This is a genomic window from Marinithermus hydrothermalis DSM 14884 (genome assembly GCF_000195335.1).
GTDB classification, from domain to species: domain Bacteria; phylum Deinococcota; class Deinococci; order Deinococcales; family Marinithermaceae; genus Marinithermus; species Marinithermus hydrothermalis.
Window position 1 is genome coordinate 1,985,272 of sequence record NC_015387.1, and the last position, 22,506, is coordinate 2,007,777.

Annotated in this window: 20 protein-coding genes and 1 pseudogene; 9 read left to right on the top strand and 12 right to left on the bottom strand. The window is 67.2% G+C overall.

Annotated elements, in window-relative coordinates:
• Positions 1–13: 13 nt before the first annotated feature.
• A complete protein-coding gene (locus tag MARKY_RS09915) occupies positions 14–544 on the bottom strand; it encodes a TlpA family protein disulfide reductase (protein ID WP_013704748.1) in 531 nt (176 codons plus the stop codon).
• Positions 541–2,505: a heme lyase CcmF/NrfE family subunit gene (locus tag MARKY_RS09920; RefSeq protein WP_013704749.1), complete on the bottom strand. Its 1,965-nt coding sequence runs from the start codon at positions 2,503–2,505 to the stop codon at positions 541–543. Before MARKY_RS09920 ends, MARKY_RS09915 begins: the two co-directional genes overlap by 4 nt.
• Positions 2,506–2,783: 278 nt before the next feature.
• On the opposite strand from MARKY_RS09920, the gene MARKY_RS09925 reads away from it, so the two are divergent.
• From MARKY_RS09925 to leuS, 6 genes are all read left to right on the top strand, one after another.
• Positions 2,784–3,740 carry an aldo/keto reductase family protein gene (locus MARKY_RS09925; RefSeq protein WP_041658059.1) on the top strand — a complete coding sequence of 319 codons (957 nt, stop codon included), beginning with the start codon at positions 2,784–2,786 and terminating at the stop codon, positions 3,738–3,740.
• 58 nt (positions 3,741–3,798) lie between these two features.
• Positions 3,799–5,148, top strand: a complete 1,350-nt coding sequence (locus tag MARKY_RS09930) for an FAD-binding oxidoreductase (protein ID WP_013704751.1) — start codon at positions 3,799–3,801, stop codon at positions 5,146–5,148.
• A gap of 40 nt (positions 5,149–5,188) precedes the next feature.
• Positions 5,189–6,109 (top strand): leucine-rich repeat domain-containing protein, encoded by a 921-nt coding sequence (locus MARKY_RS09935; RefSeq protein WP_013704752.1) that lies wholly within the window; start codon positions 5,189–5,191, stop codon positions 6,107–6,109.
• On the top strand, positions 6,094–6,924 hold the full coding sequence (locus MARKY_RS09940; protein ID WP_218916174.1) for an SDR family NAD(P)-dependent oxidoreductase: 831 nt from the start codon (positions 6,094–6,096) through the stop codon (positions 6,922–6,924). The genes MARKY_RS09935 and MARKY_RS09940 overlap by 16 nt, the downstream gene beginning before the upstream one ends.
• 9 nt (positions 6,925–6,933) lie before the next feature.
• Positions 6,934–7,140 carry a hypothetical protein gene (locus MARKY_RS09945; RefSeq protein ID WP_013704754.1) on the top strand — a complete coding sequence of 69 codons (207 nt, stop codon included), beginning with the start codon at positions 6,934–6,936 and terminating at the stop codon, positions 7,138–7,140.
• A gap of 135 nt (positions 7,141–7,275) precedes the next feature.
• The gene (gene leuS, locus MARKY_RS09950) at positions 7,276–9,903 is read left to right on the top strand and encodes a leucine--tRNA ligase (RefSeq protein ID WP_013704755.1); all 2,628 of its coding nucleotides are present in this window, start codon (positions 7,276–7,278) and stop codon (positions 9,901–9,903) included.
• A gap of 585 nt (positions 9,904–10,488) precedes the next feature.
• On the opposite strand, the gene MARKY_RS11825 is transcribed toward leuS, so the two are convergent.
• Positions 10,489–10,923 (bottom strand): hypothetical protein, encoded by a 435-nt coding sequence (locus MARKY_RS11825; RefSeq protein ID WP_148230426.1) that lies wholly within the window; start codon positions 10,921–10,923, stop codon positions 10,489–10,491.
• A 351-nt stretch (positions 10,924–11,274) separates the two neighbouring features.
• Here MARKY_RS11825 and MARKY_RS12300 point away from each other — a divergent pair.
• Positions 11,275–12,182, top strand: a pseudogene (locus MARKY_RS12300) (integrase core domain-containing protein); the annotation flags it as partial.
• A gap of 85 nt (positions 12,183–12,267) precedes the next feature.
• Positions 12,268–12,486, top strand: a complete 219-nt coding sequence (locus tag MARKY_RS09965; RefSeq protein WP_013704757.1) for a cold-shock protein — start codon at positions 12,268–12,270, stop codon at positions 12,484–12,486.
• A 47-nt stretch (positions 12,487–12,533) separates the two neighbouring features.
• Here the strand turns inward: MARKY_RS09965 and MARKY_RS09970 are convergent, their stop codons facing one another.
• Genes MARKY_RS09970 through MARKY_RS09980 form a run of 3 tightly spaced genes read right to left on the bottom strand, consistent with a single transcriptional unit; the run spans position 12,534 to position 13,980 of the window.
• Positions 12,534–13,283 (bottom strand): Clp1/GlmU family protein, encoded by a 750-nt coding sequence (locus MARKY_RS09970; protein WP_013704758.1) that lies wholly within the window; start codon positions 13,281–13,283, stop codon positions 12,534–12,536.
• Positions 13,283–13,600, bottom strand: a complete 318-nt coding sequence (locus MARKY_RS09975) for a (2Fe-2S) ferredoxin domain-containing protein (protein WP_013704759.1) — start codon at positions 13,598–13,600, stop codon at positions 13,283–13,285. Before MARKY_RS09975 ends, MARKY_RS09970 begins: the two co-directional genes overlap by 1 nt.
• Entirely contained in the window at positions 13,597–13,980 is a 384-nt protein-coding gene (locus tag MARKY_RS09980) for an acyl-CoA thioesterase (protein WP_013704760.1), read from the bottom strand. Before MARKY_RS09980 ends, MARKY_RS09975 begins: the two co-directional genes overlap by 4 nt.
• A gap of 172 nt (positions 13,981–14,152) precedes the next feature.
• Between MARKY_RS09980 and clpB the strand changes: the two genes are divergently transcribed.
• Positions 14,153–16,720, top strand: coding sequence for an ATP-dependent chaperone ClpB (gene clpB / locus MARKY_RS09985; protein ID WP_013704761.1), 2,568 nt, complete (start codon positions 14,153–14,155; stop codon positions 16,718–16,720).
• A gap of 42 nt (positions 16,721–16,762) precedes the next feature.
• Here clpB and MARKY_RS09990 read toward each other — a convergent pair whose 3' ends face one another.
• From MARKY_RS09990 to cobT, 6 genes are all read right to left on the bottom strand, one after another.
• Positions 16,763–17,467, bottom strand: coding sequence for a glycerophosphodiester phosphodiesterase (locus MARKY_RS09990; protein ID WP_013704762.1), 705 nt, complete (start codon positions 17,465–17,467; stop codon positions 16,763–16,765).
• Positions 17,468–17,522: 55 nt separating this feature from the next.
• Positions 17,523–18,347 carry a carbohydrate ABC transporter permease gene (locus MARKY_RS09995; protein ID WP_013704763.1) on the bottom strand — a complete coding sequence of 275 codons (825 nt, stop codon included), beginning with the start codon at positions 18,345–18,347 and terminating at the stop codon, positions 17,523–17,525.
• Position 18,348: 1 nt separating this feature from the next.
• The gene (locus MARKY_RS10000) at positions 18,349–19,239 is read right to left on the bottom strand and encodes a carbohydrate ABC transporter permease (protein ID WP_013704764.1); all 891 of its coding nucleotides are present in this window, start codon (positions 19,237–19,239) and stop codon (positions 18,349–18,351) included.
• Positions 19,240–19,351: 112 nt separating this feature from the next.
• Positions 19,352–20,653 (bottom strand): ABC transporter substrate-binding protein, encoded by a 1,302-nt coding sequence (locus MARKY_RS10005; RefSeq protein WP_013704765.1) that lies wholly within the window; start codon positions 20,651–20,653, stop codon positions 19,352–19,354.
• Between the two features lie 87 nt (positions 20,654–20,740).
• The gene (locus MARKY_RS10010) at positions 20,741–21,448 is read right to left on the bottom strand and encodes an adenosylcobinamide-GDP ribazoletransferase (protein ID WP_013704766.1); all 708 of its coding nucleotides are present in this window, start codon (positions 21,446–21,448) and stop codon (positions 20,741–20,743) included.
• Positions 21,449–21,450: 2 nt separating this feature from the next.
• Positions 21,451–22,506: a nicotinate-nucleotide--dimethylbenzimidazole phosphoribosyltransferase gene (cobT, locus tag MARKY_RS10015; protein ID WP_013704767.1), complete on the bottom strand. Its 1,056-nt coding sequence runs from the start codon at positions 22,504–22,506 to the stop codon at positions 21,451–21,453.

Here is a 22,506-nt window from a genome sequence, read left to right on the forward strand (position 1 = left end):
AACCTTAACCTTCTCATGGCAGAATCTCCTGAATCCGCTTCTCGAGCTCCTCACTCGAGATCTCCCCCGCGAACCGGTAACGCACAATTCCGTCCTTGTCGATGAAGAAGGTTTCCGGTACGCCGTAGGTGCCGTAGTCCACGGCCACACGGCCGGGCGGATCGATGCCGTGCGGAAAGGTCAGCCCGAAACGGTCCAGAAACGCCTCAGCATCCGCGCGCTTATCCTGAATGTTGATGCCGATGAACTGCACCCCTTGCGGGCGGTACTTGCGCCACGCGGCCTCCAGACGAGGGGCCTCGTTCCAACACGCCGGGTAGCACCAGCTGGCCCAAAAGTTGACCACTACGGGCTGCCCTTTAAAACGCTCGAGGGTAATGGTCTCCCCGTACTCCTCCTGGTATCGGGGGAAGAGGGGCAGTTCAAAGTCCGGAGCGGGCTTGCCGATCAGTACGGACTTCAGCTCCCCCGGATCGCGGCCCAGTCCCCACCAGAAGATTCCGCCTAGTACCAGCACGGTACCCCAGATCAGCCACCGCTTCATACCCGCCCCCCCCCTGTCGCGGTTGGTATCGATGCAGTGAAGCGCTGTCCCGAGGGCCAGAGGATGTACATCGTTCCTAGTAGGATTAAGGCGCCCGCCACCCAAAGCCAGAGCACCATCGGGGTCACCACCAGTCGGAGCGTGGCCCACGCGCCATTCTCCTCATCAAAGGCCTGTAGCGTTAGATAGTAGTCCCGCCCCAGCGTGTACCCTACGTCCGGCGCAGCCAACGGCCCTCTGCGCGTCGGGTAGTAGTGCAGCCGCGGCTCGAGCCGCCCAATTCCCTCGAGCTCGAGTGGAGCTAGGACCGCGAAACGGTTACCCTCATCCTGGGCCCGCACCCCCAACAGGGTGATCCGGGTGTCCAGTACCTCCCAGGTCTCGCCTACCCGGAGCGTTTTCTGCGCGTCCACTCGGTAAGCCTGACTGAAGGCGATCGCAAGCGCGGCTAGGGCCACCCCAAAATGTACGACGTGGCTCCCGTAGCGACGACGAGCCTGGGTCGCCTGCCGTACCAGCGCAACCGCCCACGCCTCCCCGGTGCTCCGTGCGCGGGTGCGCACGCCCTCAGCCACCATGAGCACGATCGCGGCCACGTTGTACGCAAACAACCCTACCGCGAGGCTCACACCCACGGTCCATCCGACGGCGAGACCCCCTAGAAACCCCAAGACCAGGACCCCTAGGATCCAAGCGAGGTTGCGCAGCACCTCGCTCTGGGTGCGCTTCCACGGCAATACTGGACCTATACCCATGAGCAGCAGCATCATCGCCCCGAGGGGAATGAAGATCTGGTTGAAGAAAGGTGCACCCACTGAGACCTTAAGCCCCCGGGTAGCCTCCACCAGCAAGGGGAAGAGGGTCCCCAACACCACCACAAACGCCATGGTGGCGAAGACCACTGCGCTAGCAAACAACGCCCCTTCTCGGCTTACAAGCCGTACACTGCCCGCATCCCGCACCTCGCTCGAGATGCGCGAGAGCAGCATGAATCCTACGGCGAGGACCACAAGGAAAAAGCCTAGAAAGATGGGGCCGATGGGGCCGCTGGCAAACGCGTGCACCGACTGGATCACCCCGGAGCGGGTTAGGAAGGTGCCGAACACCGTACCCGCGAAGGTCAGCGTGATCAGCCCGAAGTTCCACCCCCTAAGCAACCCCCTGCGCTCCTGCACCATCGCGGTGTGCACGAATGCGGTGGCGAGCAGCCAAGGGATGAACGAGGCGTTCTCCACCGGGTCCCACGCCCAGTACCCGCCCCAGCCCAACACCTCGTAACTCCACCATCCCCCAGCGAAAATCGCTGCGGTGAGGAACCCCCAGGCGATCAAGGTCCACCACTTGGTCTCCCGCACCCAGCTCTGGTATCGGCGGCTCACCATCGCGGCCACCGCGTACGCAAAGGGCACGCTGAGCCCCACGAACCCCAGGTACATTAGGACCGGGTGTACCGCCATCATCCAGTGGTTCTGCAGCAAGGGGTTCGGACCAGGGCCGTCCGTGGGCGGGTTTGGCACTGGCGTGAAGGGGTTCTCCACGAACAACAGCACCCCAAAGAAGAAACCTTGGATCGCGAACAGCGTCCCCAGAGCGACCGGCGCCATCCAGTAATCCTTGAGCCGCCGCGCTGCGAGGAAGGTATATAGGGCCTGTAGCATCCCCCATAACAGCAGCGATCCTTCCAAAGCCGCCCACAGGGTCGCGATCTTTACCCAGGTAGGACTCTTCACGGAGTGCGTACGTGCCGTGTAGGTGATGGAAAAGTCATCGGTCAGCAGGGCCCACTCCAGAGCGAGGAACGCAGCCAACGCCCCTAGGAACACCAGGCCGGCCGCACGCCGCGCCATGCGCACGTACCGCACATCCCGCGTGTACCATCCCAACCCTGACAGGACCAGCCCCGCAACAGTAAAGAGCAGCGCCACCAGCAGCGCTAGGTTCCCCACCGCACCCGGGGTCATTCACTCACCTCCTCAACCGCATCTCCCAAGCCTTGGAGATGTCCTCCGCTATTCGAAGCGCATGCTGCCCATTGCGGACAGCCGCTGTACGCACATTAGCACCTCGTTTCCCAGAACGCATGAAACGAATCACTGTTCCATTGTCCTACGGCTATGATTAAGCTACTGTAAAGCCACCACAACGTCCTTACCCTCTACGCCGAGGAACTGACCCGTGGGTCACATTCTGGGAGAGGTCCCGTCGGTAAAGTGCCCAACGGAGGGTACACACTATGGAAATGCGGTATCGCAAGCTCGGCAAGTGGGGCCTTAAGGTCTCCGAGATCAGCCTCGGTGCCTGGGTCACCTACGGCAACACGGTCAAGGACAAGGACACGATCCGCGAAATCGTGAAGCTTGCTTACGATCACGGCGTGAACTTCTTCGACAACGCGGACGTGTACGCCCATGGCCTCGCCGAGGAGATCATGGGCGAGATCCTCCAGGAGTTCCCGCGCCACACCCTGGTCCTCTCCTCCAAGGTGTTCTGGCCCATGTCGGAGGACGTGAACGACCGGGGCCTCAGCCGCAAACACGTGCGGGAATCCATCGACAAAAGCCTCAAGCGCCTACGGGTGGACTACCTCGACCTGTACTTCGCGCACCGGTACGACCCCGAGGTGCCCATGGAGGAGATCGTCACCACCTTCAGCGGCCTGGTGGACGAAGGGAAGATCCTGTACTGGGGCACGAGCGAGTGGCCCGCCTCCCGCATCGCCGAGGCGGTGACCTTCGCCCGCGCCAACGGCCTGCACCCGCCCGTGGTGGAGCAACCCCAGTACTCGATGCTCTACCGGGAGCGCGTCGAGACCCGGATCCTTCCGGAGGCCGAACGGTTCGGCATGGGGCTCGTGGTGTGGAGCCCCCTCGCGATGGGCATGCTCACCGGGAAGTACGACCACGGCCTGCCCGAAGGTTCGCGCTTCGCGCAGTACGAGCAGTTCCGCGAGATGTTCCTCACCGAAGAAAACCGCGAGAAGGTCAAAGAGCTCAAGCGCGTAGCCGACGAGCTCGGCCTCACCCGCACCCAGCTCGCCCTCGCCTGGGTGCTGCGCCAAGGTCAGGTCTCGAGCGCGATCACGGGCGCGAGCCGCCCCGAACAGCTCAAGGAAAGCCTGGGCGCGGCCGGGGTGGACCTGCCCGAGGAGGCCCTCAAGGAGATCGACGCAATCCTGGGGAACGCCCCCCAGGAGTAAGCGGTCCCTCCACGCCACCCGCCCCGCCGCCCCGGGGCGGCGGGGTATTCTGGAATAAATGCTGGCCGGTACCCTGCGCCAAGTCCTAGGGGAGGCGAAGGTCTCCACCAGCCCGAGCGTCCTCGAGGCCCACGGGCGGGACGAAGGCTACCCGGAGGTGCGCCCCCCGCTCGCGGTGGTCTTCGCGGAGACGGTAGCGGACGTGCAGGCCGTGCTCGAGGTCGCCCGGCGCGAGGGCGTGCCGGTCATCCCGTTCGGGGCGGGCACCAGCTTAGAGGGGGCGCTCGTGCCGCAAGGACCCGCGATCAGCCTGGACCTCTCCCGCATGAACCAAATCCTCGAGGTGCGCCCCGAGGACTTCGTCGCGGTGGTGGAGCCGGGCGTGACGCGCAAGCGGCTGAACGAACGCCTGAGGCGCGAGGGGTTGTTCTTCCCGGTGGACCCCGGCGCGGACGCGAGCTTAGGCGGGATGGCCGCGACGAACGCCTCGGGCACCACGACCGTGCGGTACGGCGGGATGCGGGCCAACGTGCTCGCGCTTCAGGTGGTTCTCGCCAACGGGGAGGTGCTCGAGCTGGGCCGCGCGGTGCGCAAGACCAGCTCCGGGTACGACCTCAAGGACCTCTTCATCGGTTCGGAAGGCACGCTCGGCGTGATCACGCGCCTCACCCTCAAGCTGCACCCCCTACCCGAGCACGTGCACACCCTGCGGGTCTTCTTCCCAAGCGTGGAGCGCACCGCCGAGGCCGCGTACGCGATCCTGGCGAGCGGGCTTCCGGTGGCGCGGCTCGAGCTCGTGGACGACCTCGCGCTGCGGGCCGTGAACCGGTACCTGGACCGGAACTACCCCGAGCGGCCGGCGCTATTCCTGGAGTTCCACTCCGCGACCGCGGCCGCGATGCAGGAGGAGTCGCGCTTCGCCCTCGAGCTGGTCCGGGAAGCGGGGGCGCTGGAGGTGGAGGCCGCGATGACCGCGGAGGAACGCACCGCGCAGTGGGAGGCGCGGCACCAGGCGTACTGGGCGCTCGTGAACCTGTTCCCGCAGCGCAAGTACCTGATCACGGACACGGCCGTCCCCCTCTCGCGGATGCCGGAGCTCGTGGGGTACGCCCGGGCCTTGATGGACGAGATGCGGCTCGAGGGCAACATCCTAGGGCACGTGGGGGACGGGAACTTCCACACCCTGATCGCCGCGCGGGACGATGCGTACGCCCGGGCTGAGGCCTTCGCGGAACGGCTGGTGGCGCGGGCCCTCGAGCTGGGCGGCACCGCGACCGGCGAGCACGGGGTGGGCCTCCGGAAGAAGAAGTACATGCCCCTAGAGCACGGAAACGCCCTCGCCTGGATGGCGCGTCTCAAAACGCTCTTCGATCCCGAGGGCCTCCTGAACCCGGGGAAGGTCGTCTAGAAGACCCCCACCCCCCAAACGCATGCTGCACTGTTGGAGGATGAAGCCCCCACTGCACGCCCTGCTGCTGGGCGCGGCGCTGGCCCTCGCGGGAGGGTGGGGCGCCGCGCACCCGAACTGCGCGCGCCCTGAGGAGGCCGTGGTCTTCCCCGACCCGGCCCTCGAGGCCGCGGTGCGCGAGGCGCTCGAGCAGCCCGAAGGTCCCCTCACCTGTGCGCGCCTCGCAGACCTCACGCAGCTCGAGGCCTCCGGAGCGGGCGTGACCTCCCTCCAAGGGCTCGAGCACGCCCCGAACCTCACGCGGCTGGAGCTCGCGGTGAACCGGGTGCAGGACCTCACCCCCCTCGCCGCGCTCGAGGACCTCGAGTACCTCGAGCTGAGCTTCAACCGGGTGCAGGACCTCACTCCCCTCCAGCACCTCACGCGGCTGCGCGTCTTGTTCCTTAGGGGGAACCGGATCCAGGACCTCACCCCCCTCCAAGGCCTCACCCGGCTTCAGGAGCTCGACCTTAGGCGCAACCGGGTGGCGGACCTCACGCCCCTGGCGCGCCTCACGGAGCTGCGGTTTTTGGTGCTGAGCTTCAACCAGGTCCGGGACCTCACCCCCCTCCAGGGCCTCGCGCGGCTTCAGGGCCTCGTCGCGAATCACAACCAAATCCAAACCCTCGCTCCCCTCCAGCACCTTCGCGCGCTCAAGACCCTCCTCCTGAGCGGAAACCAGATCCAGGACCTCACCCCCCTCCGGCCTCTCTCCGCCCTGGAGGTGCTCGACCTGAGCGCGAACCACGTGACGGACCTCACCCCCCTCGCGGCGAACGCCGGGCTCGGCATGGGGGACGTGGTGCGGCTCGAGCACAACTGCCTGGACCCCGCCCGAAACGCCCGGGCCCTCGAGGCCCTCGCGGCGCGCGGCGCGAGGGTGATCCTCGAGCCGCAGCGAACAGCGTGCGGGGAGGAGTAGGCGTGCGGCTCTCGGGCAGGCTCGTGCTCGTGACGGGAGCCTCGAGCGGGATCGGGTGGGCCACGACGCGTCGCCTAGCCCATGCGGGCGCGCGGCTCGCCCTGGTCGCGCGGCGGCGGGAGGCGCTCGAGGCGCTCGCGCGGGAGATCCAGTCCGGCGGAGGCATGGCCCGCGCCTACCCCGCGGACCTCGGCGACCCCACGGCCGTACGGCGGATGGCGGAGGCCGTGCGCCGCGAGCTCGGGGTTCCGGACGCGCTCGTGCACGCGGCCGGGGCGGGGCGTTGGCTGTTCGTCGAGGAAACCCCGCCGGAGGAGGCGGTACGCATGATGCAGGCTCCGTACTTCGCGGCGTTCTTCGTCACGCAGGCGTTTTTGCCGGGGATGCTCGAGCGGGGGAGGGGCGTGGTGTGCGTGATCAACTCGCCAGCTGCGCTCCAGCCGTGGCCGGGCGCGACCGGGTACGTCGCGGCCCGGTGGGCGCTGCGGGGGTTTACGGAAGCGCTGCGGCTCGACCTGCGCGGCACCGGCATCGCGGTCTGCTCGGTGGTCGCGGGCCGGGTGCGCAGCGCGTACTGGCAGCACAACCCGGGGGCGATCGAACGCGTGCCGCGCCTTGCGCGCCTCATCCCGGACCTCACGCCGGAGGCGGTCGCGCGGGTCGTGGTGCGCGCTTTAGAGAAGGAATCACGGCTGGTCGTGGTGCCGTGGGCGCTCCGGGTGATGTACGCGCTGCACCCGTTCGCGCCGCGCTTGGCGGAGGCGCTCGTCTGGCGTACGGGGTACCGGCACCCCCGAGCAGGCCGGCGGGGGTAGACTGAAAGGATGAACCGCACGCCGTTCAAGGTCTACCGCCTCTCGGGTTTTTGGGCGTACCTGCTCCTGGCCCTTGCCGGGCTGGTGGGGCTTTTCCTCACCGTGTGGCTGCTCGCGACCGCCCTGGCTGTGAGCGCTTTGCTCCTCGTCGCGGGCGGCCTCGTGTACGCCTGGCGTCGTTTCGTGATGCGCCGGCGGATGCTGCCCCCCCGCTAGCGCGTGCTATCATGAAGCCATGATCTGGGCCGGGCTAGCGCGCACCTAGGGGAAGCCCCCTTATCGCGGCCTGGCTTCCCCTTCCCGAACGTTACGGGAAGGGGGTTTTTCCTGGAAGTGCTTTGAGGAGGCAGCATGGAGAAGTACAACCCGCACGCGATCGAGCCCAAGTGGCAAGCGTACTGGCAGGAGAAGGGCCTGATGAAGGCCAAGGAGGAGGGCGAGAAGCAGTACGTCCTCATGATGTTCCCCTACCCCTCCGGTGACCTGCACATGGGCCACCTGAAGAACTACACCATGGGGGACGTGCTGGCCCGCTTCAAGAAGCAGCAGGGCTACACCGTGCTGCACCCCATGGGCTGGGACGCGTTCGGCCTGCCCGCCGAGAACGCGGCCCTTAAGTTCGGCGTGCACCCCGCGGAGTGGACCTTCAAGAACATCGCCTCGGCCAAGGAGTCCCTCCGCCTGATGGGCATCCTCTACGACTGGGACCGCGAGGTCACCACCTGCACGCCCGAGTACTACCGCTGGAACCAGTGGATCTTCCTCAAGATGTACGAAAAGGGCCTCGTCTACCGCGCGAAGGGCCTGGTGAACTGGTGCCCCAAGTGCCAGACCGTCCTCGCGAACGAGCAGGTGGTGGACGGCCGCTGCTGGCGGCACGAGGACACCCTGGTCGAGAAAAAAGAGCTCGAGCAGTGGTACCTGCGGATCACCGCCTACGCCGACCGCCTCCTCCAGGACCTCGAGCAGCTCACGGGCTGGCCGGAGAAGGTCAAGGCCATGCAACGCGCCTGGATCGGCCGGAGTGAAGGCGCGGAGATCGCGTTCCCCGTCAAGGGCCGGGACGTGAAGATCCCCGTCTTCACCACCCGGCCCGACACCCTCTTCGGCGCGACCTTCCTGGTCCTCGCTCCTGAGCACCCGATGCTCCTCGAGCTTACCGCCCCCGAGCGGCGCGCGGAGGTCGAGGCGTACGTGGCGGCCGCCAAGCAAAAGACCGAGCTCGAGCGCGAGGCCCTGGGGCGCGAGAAGACCGGGGTGTTCACCGGGGCGTACGCGATCAACCCCGCGACCGGCGAGGAAATCCCCATCTGGACCGCGGATTACGTGCTGTACGGGTACGGGACCGGCGCGATCATGGCGGTGCCCGCGCACGACCAGCGGGACTTCGAGTTTGCGCGGCGGTTCAACCTGCCCGTCCGGGTGGTGATCCAGCCCGCTGAGGGCGGGCTCGCCGAGCCGCTCGAGGCCGCCTACGAGGAGCCGGGCGTCATGGTGAACTCCGGCCCCTTCGACGGCACGCCGAGCGTGGAGGGTAAGGGCCGGGTCATCCGCTGGCTCGAGGAAAAGGGCCTGGGGCGGGCCCGGGTCACGTACCGCATGCGGGACTGGTTGATCAGCCGGCAGCGGTACTGGGGCACGCCGATCCCCATGATTCACTGCGAGGCCTGCGGGATCGTGCCCGTGCCGTACGAGGACCTGCCCGTGGTGCTTCCGGAGATCCAGGACGTGGAGGAGATCCGCCCCAAGGGGAAGAGCCCCCTCGAGGCGCACCCCGAGTTCTACGAGACCACCTGCCCCCACTGCGGCCGGCCGGCGCGGCGGGACACCGACACCATGGACACCTTCTTCGACTCCTCGTGGTACTACCTGCGCTACGCCGACCCGCATAACGACCGGCTGCCCTTCGATCCCGAGAAGGCCGATTTCTGGCTGCCCGTGGACCAGTACATCGGGGGGATCGAGCACGCGGTGCTGCACCTGCTGTACTCCCGGTTCTTCACCAAGTTCCTGCACGACATCGGCATGGTGCGGGTGGAGGAGCCGTTCAAGGGGCTCTTCACGCAGGGCATGGTGATGGGCTGGACGGACTACGGTCCCGTCCAGGTGGAGGGCGAGACCGTACGGCTGAGCGAGGAGGCCCGCGTCCGGCTGGACCTCGAGTCGGGCACGCTCACCAAGGCCGAGCTCGCCAAGATGGGGGCGGAGCTGCGCGCGCACGAGGACGGCACGACGCACCTGTGGAAGCCCGCGGTGATGTCCAAGTCCCTGGGGAACGGCGTGATGGTGGGGCCTTTCGTGAAGGAGCAGGGCGCGGACATCGCGCGCATCACGATCCTCTTCGCCGCGCCGCCCGAGAACGACATGGTCTGGACGGAGGAGGGCGTTTCGGGCGCGTGGCGCTTTTTGAACCGCGTCTGGCGGCGGTTCGCGGAGGATAAGGACGCCCTAACCACCCTCGAGGACGCCTTCGATCCCGCTGCGCTTTCCGGGGCGGACCGGGCGCTGTACCGGGCGCTGCACCGCACCTTGAAGAAGGTCGGGGAGGACACGGAGAACCTGCGCTTCAACACCGCCATCGCCGCGCTGATGGAGCTGTTGAACGCCCTTTACGAGTACCGCCATAAGCACGCGCCGAGCCCCGTCTACAAGCGGGCGGTGCGGTACTACCTGCAGATGCTCGCGCCGTTCGCGCCGCACCTCGCGGAGGAGGTCTGGCACTGGCTCGATGCGCGTTCGGTCTTCGAGGTCCCGTGGCCTGAGGTGGACGAGGACGCGCTCGTGGAGGACACCTTCGAGCTGGTGGTTCAGGTGAACGGCCGGGTGCGCGGCCGCGCGGTGCTGCCCACGAACGTCGGTGAGGAGGAAGCCAAGCAGGCCGCGAAGGCCATCGAGAATGTGCGGCGGCACCTCGAGGGCCGCACGATCGTGAAGGAGATCTACGTGCCCGGGAAGCTGCTCAACATCGTGGTGAAGTAAGGGCGGGGGGCGCGGGGGCCGGGGGCACGCTCCCCGGCCCTTTCGCTTTCTCAACGGAGTCCCCAAGGTGCTCCGGGAGCCTCAGAGAAGTCTCGGATGTGTTGGCCGAGTACAGTCCCTATCGCGATGGTGAGGAGTTCGGTATAGGAGGCTGTATAACGTTGCCGGAACAGGCGTGGCCCTTGGGATGCCAGTGAGTTGGTCGTCCGCTCAAGTGAAGGTGGCGGCGATCAGGTTTTCAGACTCAAGATCATAGAGGGGCTGCTCGCGATCGGTGCGCATCGCAGCCCACTTTTTGCTCGCTTTGCTCCCCTTCAGCTAAGGCGGCGAAGTATTAGGGAAAGCAAGCATTGTTTCCAGAAACTCAGCCATGCGCAGAACCATTTTCTGCTTGTTTCTCCGAAACGACTATCGCGGTAATAACCGCAGCGCCAAGCAGAGCGCTTTGACGCAAAACGTCCATTAAGTCACCCTCCGGCCAGCCGACCAACCAATGGGCTATCAACCCGAGAGCCAGAGTAGCCAGAAACCAAAGTAAGTACCTCAAGGCCTTGACAGGCATGGTCCCATCGACGTAGGTAACGATTAACGACTCTTCCGCGTCGTGTGCCCTTCGATAGTACCCGCTAGCCCTCCTGCGATGAAGCCTGCTCCAATTCGACCAGTTGCGAACGCCTCAAGCACCGAGCCACCAAGCCCCCCCACAGCACCTGTAATTGCGCCGTAAGCTGCACTCCTTGCCACATCTCCCCAATCCCTAACACGATCACTTGATGTTATTTGTCTATAAATCTCGAACGCAGCTCCAGCTACAGCACCAATTACGACGTTTTCCCACTGCCCTCGAGCATCCTTCAGGTCCTCGTCGCTTAGAGGAAGCCCATTTGGCGTTACGACTTCGATAATCGCTTCACGCTGCTGGGGGAATACCTCTTCCACCCGCTCCCCCGCCGACAGCGCGGGGGTCACCCTCATGAGGAGAAGCCCGAAGACCAGGAGAACCGCAAGCCCTTTCTTCATACCCAACCCCTCCTGAAGCCAAGAAGAGATGGAAGAGTTTACGGGAAAAATTCCTAACATATGGAAGTTGGAAAAGTCAAGTGAAATCGCACCCCCCAGGCCGAAAGGCGGTAGGCCAGAAGCGCCCTCGGATTTCGCGTCCAGCCCTCCCGCAGGTCGGCCTCCACGCGCTCGACCTGCGCGACCAGGACCCCGGGCTTGCGTTCCAGGCGCGCCGCCCTCCAGAGCGGCTTGACGTAGAAGGCGCGGCTATGGCCGTCCTTTAACCGCATCGCGAGGTAGTCGGCGAGCTTCCTCAGTGCCTTTCTATTTACTGCTGCGCCGGTTGAGGAACGCCTCCAACGTGCCCAACGCTGGCAGCACAGGCTCAAGCAGGAGAAGGTTAAGGGCCTCGCGCCCCGGTCCCGGCGACCCCAGCGCCCGCGGCGAAAGGTGCACGGGTCCCCTGCGCTCCTCGTCCAGATCGAGGCCCTTAGGGAACAAAACCCCACCTGGGGGCGCTGGCCGATCTGGCTGAGCTTGAGGAGGCAAGGCTTTGAGGTCAGCGAGCGCACCGTGGGGCGGATCCTGGCCTACCTGGAGGCGCACGGCCGGGTGGAAAGGGTAGCCGCCTTTCTGGCGCGGGCCCGGCGGGGAAAGGTAAAGAGGAAGACCCGGCGCCCCTACGCCCAGAAAAAGCCCAAGGGGTACGAGGTCCACCACCCTGGGGACCTTATCCAGGTAGATACCCTGACCGTGACCTTGGGCCCTGGGGAGACGATCAAGCACTTCTCGGCCGTCGACCTCTTCACACGTTTCTCCCTTGCGGAACTCCACACCAAAGCCACGGCCAACCTGGCGGCCAGCTTCCTGGCTCACCGGGTTGCGCAAGCCCCCTTCCCCGTCAAAGCCATTCAGGTTGACGGCGGAAGTGAGTTCATGGCCGAGTTTGAAGAGACCTGCCAACGCCTGGGCCTGCAGCTTTTCGTGCTGCCGCCCAAAAGCCCCAAGCTGAACGGGCACGTGGAGCGGATGCAGCGGACCTTTAGGGATGAGTTCTACACCCGACCCCTGCCGTCGAAGATCCCCGAGCTTCAACAAAAACTCGACGCCTACCTGGACCACTACAACCGAAGGAGACCGCACCGGGCCCTAAACGGTCTGGCTCCCCTGGAGTTCCTGGCTATGATGCAAGAGGAGCCGGTCCCCAGGGAGTCTCAGATGTGTTGGCCGACTACACGCCCTTTACTTTTCGCTCCGGGCATGGTAGACTCCAGTAGCTCAGGGCAAAACTGAGGTGGCCCCACGGGCAGTCTAGCACCTCAGCCCTGCGCGGGCCTTTCGGGGCTGGAAGAAGGAGTAGTAATGGAAAAGGGTCGAGTAAAGTGGTTCAACGCGGAAAAAGGGTACGGGTTTATCGAGCGTGAAAGCGGTGGGGACGTGTTCGTGCACTTCAGCGCGATCAACGGCACCGGCTTCCGCACCCTGAACGAGGGCGATGTCGTGACCTTCGAGATCAAGCAGGCGGCCAAGGGGCCCGCGGCGGACAACGTGACCGTGGTGGAGCCCGCGAGCCAGTACTAGCTTGACCTCGTGACCACAAGGCCCCGGAACCCCGGGGCCTTTATCCTTTACGGGGACCAACCCGGCAGCAGCCGGTGCACGCCCGGCGCGTCCGTCGCGGCGAGCTCGGTCCGCTCGAGCCGCGCCACGCGCCCCCGCACCGGGGTGCGGATCAGGCCCAGCCCTCCGGCGTAGGCCTCCACGCGGCCGTACCCGAGCAACCACCCCTTCGCGTCCAGCAGGGCCCACAACCGGCGGGCGTCCGGTACAGGCAGCGGCAGCACGCGATGCGTCGCGCCGGCAAAGTGCGCGGCGAGCCGCGCGGCGCGGCGCTGGCGGCGCTCCTCCCGGGGCTTCTCGCGCACCCCCGGGGGCGGGGGGAGGACGCGCACCTTGAGGTCCTCCCGGCCCGCGAAGACCGAGGCCAGGCCCTCCGCGCCGATCACCCAAACCTCCCGCGCGGCCACGGCGTCCGCCTGGTGGTAGCGCAAGGCGCGGGCGAACGCGCCTTCGGTGAGGCCGTCGGTGTCCACCACCAAAAACGCGGGTTCGGGCACCAGCCGCGCGAGGCGCAGCGAGGCCGCGAGCAGCTCGAGCCCCGCCCCCATGGGGCTCACGCGCCCTACGAGGGCGCGGCGGAGGACGTGTGCGCCTTGGGGCGTGTGCCGGAAGAGGGTGCAGGCCCCGGGCAGGTCGCCCTGCCCCACGTCCAGGTCGAGGCGGTAGGCCGCCCCGTGCCGGCGGGCGGCGCGCCGGGCGAGCTCGAGGCTGAGCGTGGTCTTCCCGACGTCGGTGGGGCCTACGAGCAGGATCCGCATTACTCGTCGAACCGGTTCGTTTCGGGGAGGTCGCGGCCTTCGTGCAGGGCGCGGGCGACCTCGAGGGCGGCCGGGACCGTCACCCCGTGGTACCAGGCGCCGGCGGGGTAGGCGAGGAGGATGGGGCCGCAGCAGCAGGCCCCGAGGCAGCTGGACTCGGTGAGGCGGAGCGTGCCGCCCGTTTTGTAGTAGGCGAGGCCCTCCCGTTCCAGGGCGTCCCACAGGTAACGGAAGACCGTGTCCGCGCCGCGGGCGCGGCAGCGGGGCCCGGTGCACAAGAGCAGGTGCGCGCGGGTGGGGTAGTAGGTGGGCTTCATGCCTGTTTTTCTAGGGGCGGGACGGGGGTGGGGCGGCCGTTCTCGTCCACGGCGACGTACACGAGTTCTCCGGTGGTGGCGAGGGTGCGGGTGCGTTCCCCCCCGCCGAAGCGTTCCTTGTACACGTCGACCGCGACGGTGATCGAGGTGCGCCCCACCCGGGTGACCCGGGCGACGATCTCGAGGAGGTCCCCGCTGCGGATGGGGACCTTGAACTCGACGCGGCCGACCGCGACGGTAACCACGGGGTTTTCCGCGTGGCGGGCCGCGGCGTAGGAGCCGACCTTGTCCATGAGGCCGAGGACGAACCCCCCGAAGGCCGCGCCTAGGGGGTTGGTGTGTTCGGGAAAGACGACTTCGAGCGTGCGCGCTTCGGACACCCCACACCACCTCCGGTCTCGAGCCCGTGGCTCGGGCTCAGCATGCCTTAAGCTACCAGGTTTAGCCCGGCTAAGGGCAACCCATTCCCTAAAGCAATCACCCACAAAAACTTGACAATAGTAATATCAACCTATATGATTGGATTAGGCTAGATTTGGGAGGAGGAGAACCGTGAACCTAGAGAAATGGACCGAAGCTTCCCGCCAAGCCCTGGCCCAAGCCCAGGTGCTGGCGCGCGAGATGGGGCACCAGCAGATCGACCTGCCCCACCTCATCGCCGTGCTACTGCGCGAGCCCAACGGGCTGCCCTCCCGCGTCCTCGAGCGGGCGGGCCAGGACCCCAAGGCCGCCCTCGAGGCCGCCCAGGCGGCGCTCGCTCGAGCCCCGCGCGTGGAGGGCGCCCAACCCGGCCAGTACCTCTCGGGCCAGCTCGCAAAAGCCATTGAGCGGGCCGAAAAGCTCGCCGAGGAGTGGGGCGACCGGTTCGTCGCCGTGGACCTGCTGCTGCTCGCCGCGGCCGAGGCCGGCCACCCCGGCCTCCCGCCGGCGGACCAGCTCAAGCAAGCCATCCAAGCCATACGGGGGGGGAGAACCGTGGAAAGCGAACACACCGAAGGCACCTTCCAAGCCCTGGAACAGTACGGGGTTGACCTTACGCGCCTCGCGCAAGAAGGCAAGCTCGACCCGGTGATCGGGCGGGACGAGGAGATCCGCCGCACGGTCCAGATCCTCCTGCGCCGCACCAAGAACAACCCCGTCCTCATCGGGGAGCCCGGCGTGGGGAAGACCGCGATCGTCGAGGGCCTCGCCCAGCGCATCGTCAAAGGCGACGTGCCCGAAGGACTCAAGAACAAACGCATCGTCGCGCTGCAGATGGGCAGCCTCCTCGCCGGGGCCAAGTACCGCGGCGAGTTCGAGGAACGCCTCAAGGCCGTTATCCAGGAGACCATCCAGTCCCAAGGGGAGGTCATCCTCTTCATCGACGAGCTGCACACCATCGTCGGCGCGGGCAAAGCCGAAGGCGCGGTGGACGCGGGCAACATGCTCAAACCCGCCCTCGCCCGCGGCGAGCTCCGCCTGATCGGCGCCACCACCCTCGACGAGTACCGCGAGATCGAGAAGGACGCCGCCCTCGAGCGCCGCTTCCAACCGGTCCTCGTGGACGAGCCTAGCGTTGAGGACACGATCTCGATCCTGCGGGGGATCAAGGAGAAGTACGAGGTGCACCACGGCGTGCGCATCGCGGACCCCGCGATCGTCGCCGCGGCCGTCCTCTCCCACCGCTACATCACCGACCGACGGCTGCCGGACAAGGCCATCGACCTGGTGGACGAGGCCGCGAGCCGCCTCCGCATGCAGCTCGAGTCCAGCCCCGAAGCCATCGACACCCTCGAGCGCAAGAAGCTCCAGCTCGAGATCGAGCGGGAGGCCCTAAAGAAAGAGAAAGACCCCGACTCCCGCGCGCAGCTCGAGGCGATCGAGAACGAGCTCGAGCAGCTCAACGCCCAGATCGCCCAGATGCGCGCCGAGTGGGAGGCGGAACGCGAGGCCTTGCAGAAGCTCCGCGAAGCGCAGAAGAAGCTGGACGAAACCCGCACCGCGATCGAACAGGCCGAGCGCTCCTACGACCTGAACAAAGCCGCCGAGCTGCGCTACGGCGTGCTGCCTAAGCTCGAGCACGAGGTCGAGGCCCTCTCCGAAAAACTCAAGCACGCCCGCTTCGTGCGCCTCGAGGTCACCGAGGAGGACATCGCCGAGGTCGTCTCCCGCTGGACCGGGATCCCCGTCGCGAAGCTCTTGGAGGGCGAACGGGAGAAGCTCGTGCGCCTCGAGGACGAGCTGCGCAAGCGGGTGGTGGGGCAGGACGAGGCGATCGTCGCGGTGGCCGACGCGATCCGCCGCGCCCGCGCGGGCCTCAAGGACCCCAACCGCCCGATCGGGAGCTTCCTGTTCCTGGGCCCCACCGGGGTGGGTAAGACCGAGCTCGCCAAGACCCTGGCCGCCACGCTCTTCGACAGCGAGGAGGCCATGGTGCGCATCGACATGACCGAGTACATGGAGAAGCACGCCGTCGCCCGGTTGATCGGCGCGCCCCCCGGGTACGTGGGGTACGAGGAGGGCGGCCAGCTCACCGAGGTCGTTCGGCGCAAGCCGTACACGGTCATCCTCTTCGACGAGATCGAGAAAGCCCACCCCGACGTGTTCAACATCCTCCTGCAGATCCTCGACGACGGCCGGCTCACCGACTCGCACGGGCGGGTGGTGGACTTCCGGAACACGGTCATCATCCTGACCTCGAACCTCGGCAGCCCCCTCATCCTCGAGGGAATCCAGCAAGGCTCGAGCTACGAGGGCATCCGCGAACGGGTCTTCCGCGTGCTCCAGGAGCACTTCCGGCCCGAGTTCCTGAACCGCCTGGACGAGATCATCGTCTTCCGGCCGCTCACCAAGGAGCAGATCGTGCGGATCGTGGACCTGCAGCTCCAGCGCCTCCAGGCCCGGCTCCAGGAGAAGCGCGTCACCCTCGAGCTCACGCCCGAGGCCAAGACCTGGCTCGCCGAGCGGGGGTACGACCCGGCCTTCGGCGCGCGGCCCCTCAGGCGCGTGATCCAGCGCGAGGTGGAGACGCCCCTGGCGCGGATGATCCTGGAGGGCCGCATCCCCGAAGGCGCCCGCGTCGTGGCGCGCCCCGGCGAGGCCGGCCTCCGCTTCGAAGCCCAAACCCCCGCCCAGGCCTAACCGCCCCCCGCGCACCGCGCGCCGCGGGCATTCCGCGGCGCGCTACACGTTCCGGCGCGCCGCGAGGAGCACTTCGGGATCATCCCCGATCAGGGCGTCCACCCCCCAGCTCAAAAGCCGCCGGGCCTCCTCGAGGTCGTTGACCGTCCAGACCACCACCGCGAGCCCCTGGGCCTTGAGCGCGGCCACCTGGTCCACGTCCAACAGGTCCCGCCGGGGGTGCACCGCCTCGGCGTGCACGCAGGAGCGCAAGGCGAGCATCTCCTGCTGCTCGTACAACAGCCCCAGTGGGATCTCCTTCGTCTCCCGCCAAAGCCGCACCAGAGCGAGCGGGTCAAACGAGGAGACCCAGGCCCGCTCGCGGCCGGGCCAGGCGAGCAACGCGCGCGCCAACAGCGCCTCCCGCCCGTCCGATCGGGGGGGCTGGCTTTTCAGTTCCACGTTCGCGTACGCCTCGGGGTACGCGTCCAACAGCTCCAGGACCGCCTCGAGGCGCGGGATCCAAGGGGCGCGTCGGTTGAGGTCCGGCCAGTCCAGCTCCGCGATGGCCGCGCCTTCCACGTGGAAGTCGTGGTGCACCACGAGGATGCCGTCGCGCGTCTTCTGCACGTCGAACTCCACGCCGTCCAGGCCGGCCTCGAGCGCGGCTTGGAAGGCCTCGAGGGTGTTCTCCCGCGCGACGCGCGGCGCGCCGCGGTGTCCGAGGAGTACGGGGCGGGATGCCGAAGCGAAGGGCAGGGCGGGCATACCCTTATGGTATGCCGAACGCCCCGGGGGGAAACGGGGGTTACGCACCTCTTCCCTACTTCTCCTGACTGAGCGCGAACCCGCGACTGAACTGCTCCTGCAACAACAGGAAGACGACCAGCGCCGGCAAGAGCGCGAGGATCGCGCCGGCCATGACGATCCCCCAGTTGGTCGCGTCCTGCCCCACGTTCATCATGAGTCGGAGGCCCACCTGGACCACCTGCCGGTCCCCCTCGCGAATCACGATGAGCGGCCAGAGGTACTGGTTCCACATGTACACGAACTCGATCACCGCGAGGGCCGCGATCACGTTCATGGACATGGGGAGCAGGATGCTCCAAGCGAACCGAATCGGCCCCGCGCCGTCGATCTTGGCGGCGTCCACCAGGGAGAGCGGGATCTGCAAGAACTGCTGGCGGAAGAGGAAGGTGCCCGTGGCGGAAGCCAGAAACGGCACGATCAAGGCCGCGTAAGTGTTCGACCACCCCAGGTCCGAGACCAGGTCGAACAACGCGATGATCATGATCTCGGTGGGCATCATCAGGGTGAGGAGGATGAAGGTGAAGACCCAGTTCTTCAAGGGGAAGCGGAAGTACACGAGCGCCAGCGCGGCCATGAAGGAAAGCACGGTCTTCCCTACCGTCACCGCGATCGCGATGTAGAAGGAGTTCAGCATGTACCGCCCCAGGTTGAACTCGTACCAGGCCGTGCGGTAGTTCTCCAAAAGCGCGGTGCCCAGCGTGAACTTGGGCGGGTAACTAAAGATCTGCGCCGGGGTCTGGGTGGAGAAGATAAAGGCCAGGATCAGGGGCGCAGCCACCACGGCCACGCTGAGGGACAACGCTAGATGCACCAAGAGGTTCGCCGTTCGCTTGGACATCTCACCCTCCGTAATGCACCCGGCGGCCGCCGGTACGGAACTGCAGCACCGTCAAGAACACCACGATCGCGAACAGCACCACCGACTGCGCCGCGGCGAACCCGGTCTTGAAGAACTCGAACCCGTCCCGGTAGATGCTGAAGATCAAGACCGTCGTGGCTCCCGCGGGCCCCCCGCGCGTCAACAGATCCACGAAGGCGAACGCGTCGAAGAAGGCGTAGATCGTGTTGATGATGAGAAGGAAAAACGTCATGGGGGAAAGCAACGGGAAGGTCACGCGCCAAAACCGCTGCCACGGGGTGGCCCCGTCGATCAAAGCGGCCTCGAGCACGTCCCCCGGCAGGTTCTGCAGGGCGGCCAGGTAGAAGACCACGTTGTACCCGATGTTCTTCCAAACCGCGGCCAGGATCACCACCACCATGGCGAGCCGCTGGTCGGAAAGCCAGTCCGGTCGCACGCCGAACACCTGCCCGAGGAGGTAGTTGGCGATGCCCGACTGGGAGTTGAAGAGAAAGAGGAAGATCACCCCAGCCACCGCGGGCGAGAGGGCGTACGGCCAGATCAAGAGCAGCCGGTAGACCCGCCACCCGGAGACCTTCTGGTTCGCGAGGATCGAAAGGCCAAGCCCGACCGCCATGCTCAGTGCGACCGTGGAGACCGCGAACACCGCGGTGTTCACGAACATCCGGCGGTACAGGGGATCGGTGAAGAGGACCTGGTAGTTCTCCAGCCCCACGAACCGCTTGGTGAGCCCCAAAAACCCCACCTGGTACAGGGACAGCACGAAGGTCTGGATCGTGGGGTAGTACAAGAACACGGTGAGGATCACCAGACTGGGGAGCAGCAAAAGAAAGGCGAGCCAGGGTTTCTTGAATGCCGCGTGCGTATCCATGATGGGTGTTCCGCTCCTTTGGGGTGTTCCGCCCTTATGTTAGCGCGAATCGCGGTGCATCGCGGGACCCCACCCGCGCGCGGGTGGGGTCCACGCTCCGCCGCCCGATCGCCTACTCGACCGAACGGTTGTACTGCTCCAACGCGCGGTCCGCGCGCGCGTCCGCCTCGTTCAACGCCTGATCCACCGGCACGCCGTCGAAGATCCGCTGCACCGCCTCCTCGATGATCGTGCGGATCTCGGGGAACGGCCCGATCAACGCCCCTTGGGTCGCGCGGTTCACCTTGGTCTGCAGCAACTGGTCAAACGCCGCGCGGTACGCGGGGTTGCGCTCGAACCACTGCTGGAACTCGAGCACGTCCACCGCGCTCTTCCGCACGGGGAAGTACCCGGTGCCCTTGTGCCAACGCACCATGTTCTCGGTGTTGGTGAACCACAGGAGGAAGGTCTTCGCGGCCTCCATCTCCTCCTCGGGGTGGCCCCGGGTCATCCAGAGGGAGGCCCCGCCGACCACCACGCCGTTCCGCTCGATCCCGTCCGGCGCGGGCAGGAACCCGGTCCCGAGCTCGTACCCGTTCTCGAAGGCCGCCGTCTGGTGGAAGGTCACGTCCGAGGTGGAGGTGATCAGCATGGGGGCCTGCTGCGAGATGAAGATCTGGTTGCTGCCGTCCCAGTCCTCGGGCTTCCCGGTGTAGGCGTAGTACCCCTTGTCCCAAAGCTCCTTCCACCAGTTCATGATGCGCTGCATGGCCTCGCTGTTCACGAACACGTCCGTCGCGCGGTCCGCGCGGCCGTTCTCGTTGTTCGCGAGCAGCGCGCCCTGCATCGCCACCCACTGCTCCACGAACCAGGAGTGCAGCGGCCAGGTGATGCACTTGGGCGCGACGCCGGAGGAAATGATGCGCTCGCAGGCCGCGAGGACCTCGCCGTACGTCTTGGGCGGGTTCTCCGGGTCGAGTCCGGCCTTACGGAAGAGGTCCTTGTTGTAGTAGAGGATGGGGTTCGAGGAGTTCCAGGGCAGCGAGTTGAACTTCCCGCCGATCCGGTAGTAGTTGGCCACGGGCTCGATGAAGTCATCCAGCCGCGCGAAGTCCTCGTCTCGCACGAAGTCCTCGAAGGGCACGAAGATCCCCGAGTCCAGCGCGAGCTGGCTGCCGATCTCGAAGATCTGGATGATGTGCGGCGGGTTCCCCTGCCGCGCCGCGAGGATCGCCGCGTTCAGGGTGTCGCGGTACGAGCCTTTAAACTCTACCTTCACCTCGATGTTCGGGTGGGTGAAGTTGAAGTCCTCCACCATACGGTCGATAAACGCCTTCCGCCCACCCCCGAACGCGTGCCAGAAGGTGATCTGCACCTTCTCCTGGGCGAACGCCAAGCCGAGGAGCGCCACGAGCAACCAGACCAAGCCTCGCATACACAACCCTCCTTTGCTGTCCCTGATGGGATCGGCCCATACAGTATACCATCCCGTCAGGCTCGCGCCCAGGCTATCCACCGCGCGTCAAGCGCGCGTCAACCCCACCCACGCGAGCAGGCCCGCCACCTCCCCAAGCTCGATGAGCGCCCCGTACACGTCCCCGGAAAGCCCGCCCCCCAACCGCCGCGCCGCCCAGGCCGCCCCGAGCAGGACCACGCCCCCCACGACCAGCGCCAGCCCCGGAGCCCAAACGAAGGCCGGCAGCGTGAAAAGCGCCCCCACCCTCCATCCCGCCCCGCCCCGCGCTCGAGCCCCTAGCCCCTCCCCGCGCGCCGCGGGGTAGCGGTGCATGGGGAGCAGCACCCAGAACCGCGCGAGGGCCGGCAGCGCCACGAGCGCCGCGGAGGCCTCGAGGGCCGCAAGGGCCTGCCACTTGAGGAGGAGGTGCACGCTGCCCACCCCGAACGCGAAGCTGCCCAGGTGCACGTCGCGCAACACCCAAAGCCGCGCCTCCGGAGGACGAGGGGCGAGAAGCGCGTCCGCGCTGTCGAGGAGGCCGTCCAGGTGCAGCATGCCCGTCAGGGCCAGCCACGCCGCGAGCACGAGCGCCCCCCGCAGGCCCTCCACAAACCCTGAGGCCAGCTCAAACACCCCCACCAGGCCCGCGCCCACCACGTACCCCACGAGGGGATAGCAAGCCACGGCCCGGCGGAACTCCTCCGCCTCCACCCGCCCCAAGGGCGGCGTGGGCAGAATGGTGAGGAATCCCAGCGCGATCCAGAAGCCGCGCACCCCTACCCCCGGTCGCGCACCCCCGCCTCCTCAAAGGTCGCCATGCCCGCGAGCACCTCGGCCGCAGCGCGCAAAAGGGGGAACGCGAGGACCGCCCCGGTCCCCTCGCCCAGCCGGAGGTCCAGCTCCAGTAAGGGGCGGAGGCCCAAAGCCCGAAGCAGGTGCGCGTGCCCCGGCTCGAGGGACCGGTGCCCGGCGAACAGGTAGTCCCGCACCGCCGGCGCGAGCCGCACCGCGACGAGCGCTCCCGCGGTAGCGGGGAACCCGTCCACCACCAGGGGCCGCCCGGCCTCCGCCCCCGCCAGGAACACCCCCGCGATGGCCGCGATCTCGAGGCCGCCGAGGCCGGCGAGCACCTCGAGGGGATCGGCCCGCTCGAGGTCCCCAAGCCGGGCCTCGGCCCGCGCCACGGCCCGGCGCACCGCCAGGACCTTCCGGCGATAAGTCGCCGCGTCCACGCCGGTCCCCCGCCCGGTCACGGCCTCGGGAGGCAGGCCGAGCAGCCCCGCCGTGAGGGCGCTCGCGGCGGTGGTGTTCCCGATCCCCATCTCCCCCGCGGCGAGGAGCGCCGCCCCCTCGCGGATCGCGCGGCGGGCCGCGTGCATCCCGGCCTCGATCGCGGCCTCGGCCTCCCCGAGGCGCATGGCCGGTTCGTGCACGATGTTCCCGGTCCCTTCACGGACCTTAGCGCGGATGAGCCGCGGGTGCTCCGGCAACTCCCCCCGCACTCCCACGTCCAGCACGTACACCTCCGCCCCAGCCGCGCGGGCGATCTGGTTGATCGCCGCGCCGCCCGCCAGGAAGTTCCGCACCATCTGCCGCGTGACCTCCGGAGGGTAGGCCGAGACCCCCTCGGCGCTCACGCCGTGATCCGCGGCGCACACCACCACCGCGCCCTTTCCCAGCGCGGGGTAGAGCGTCTCCTGGATCGCCGCGAGGCGCACCCCCACCGCCTCCAGGTACCCGAGCGCTCCCGGCGGCTTGGTCAACCGGTTTTGACGCGCTTGTGCCCGCTCCACCCAAGCGGCCTCGATCGGAACGACCCGCACCCGCTCCAT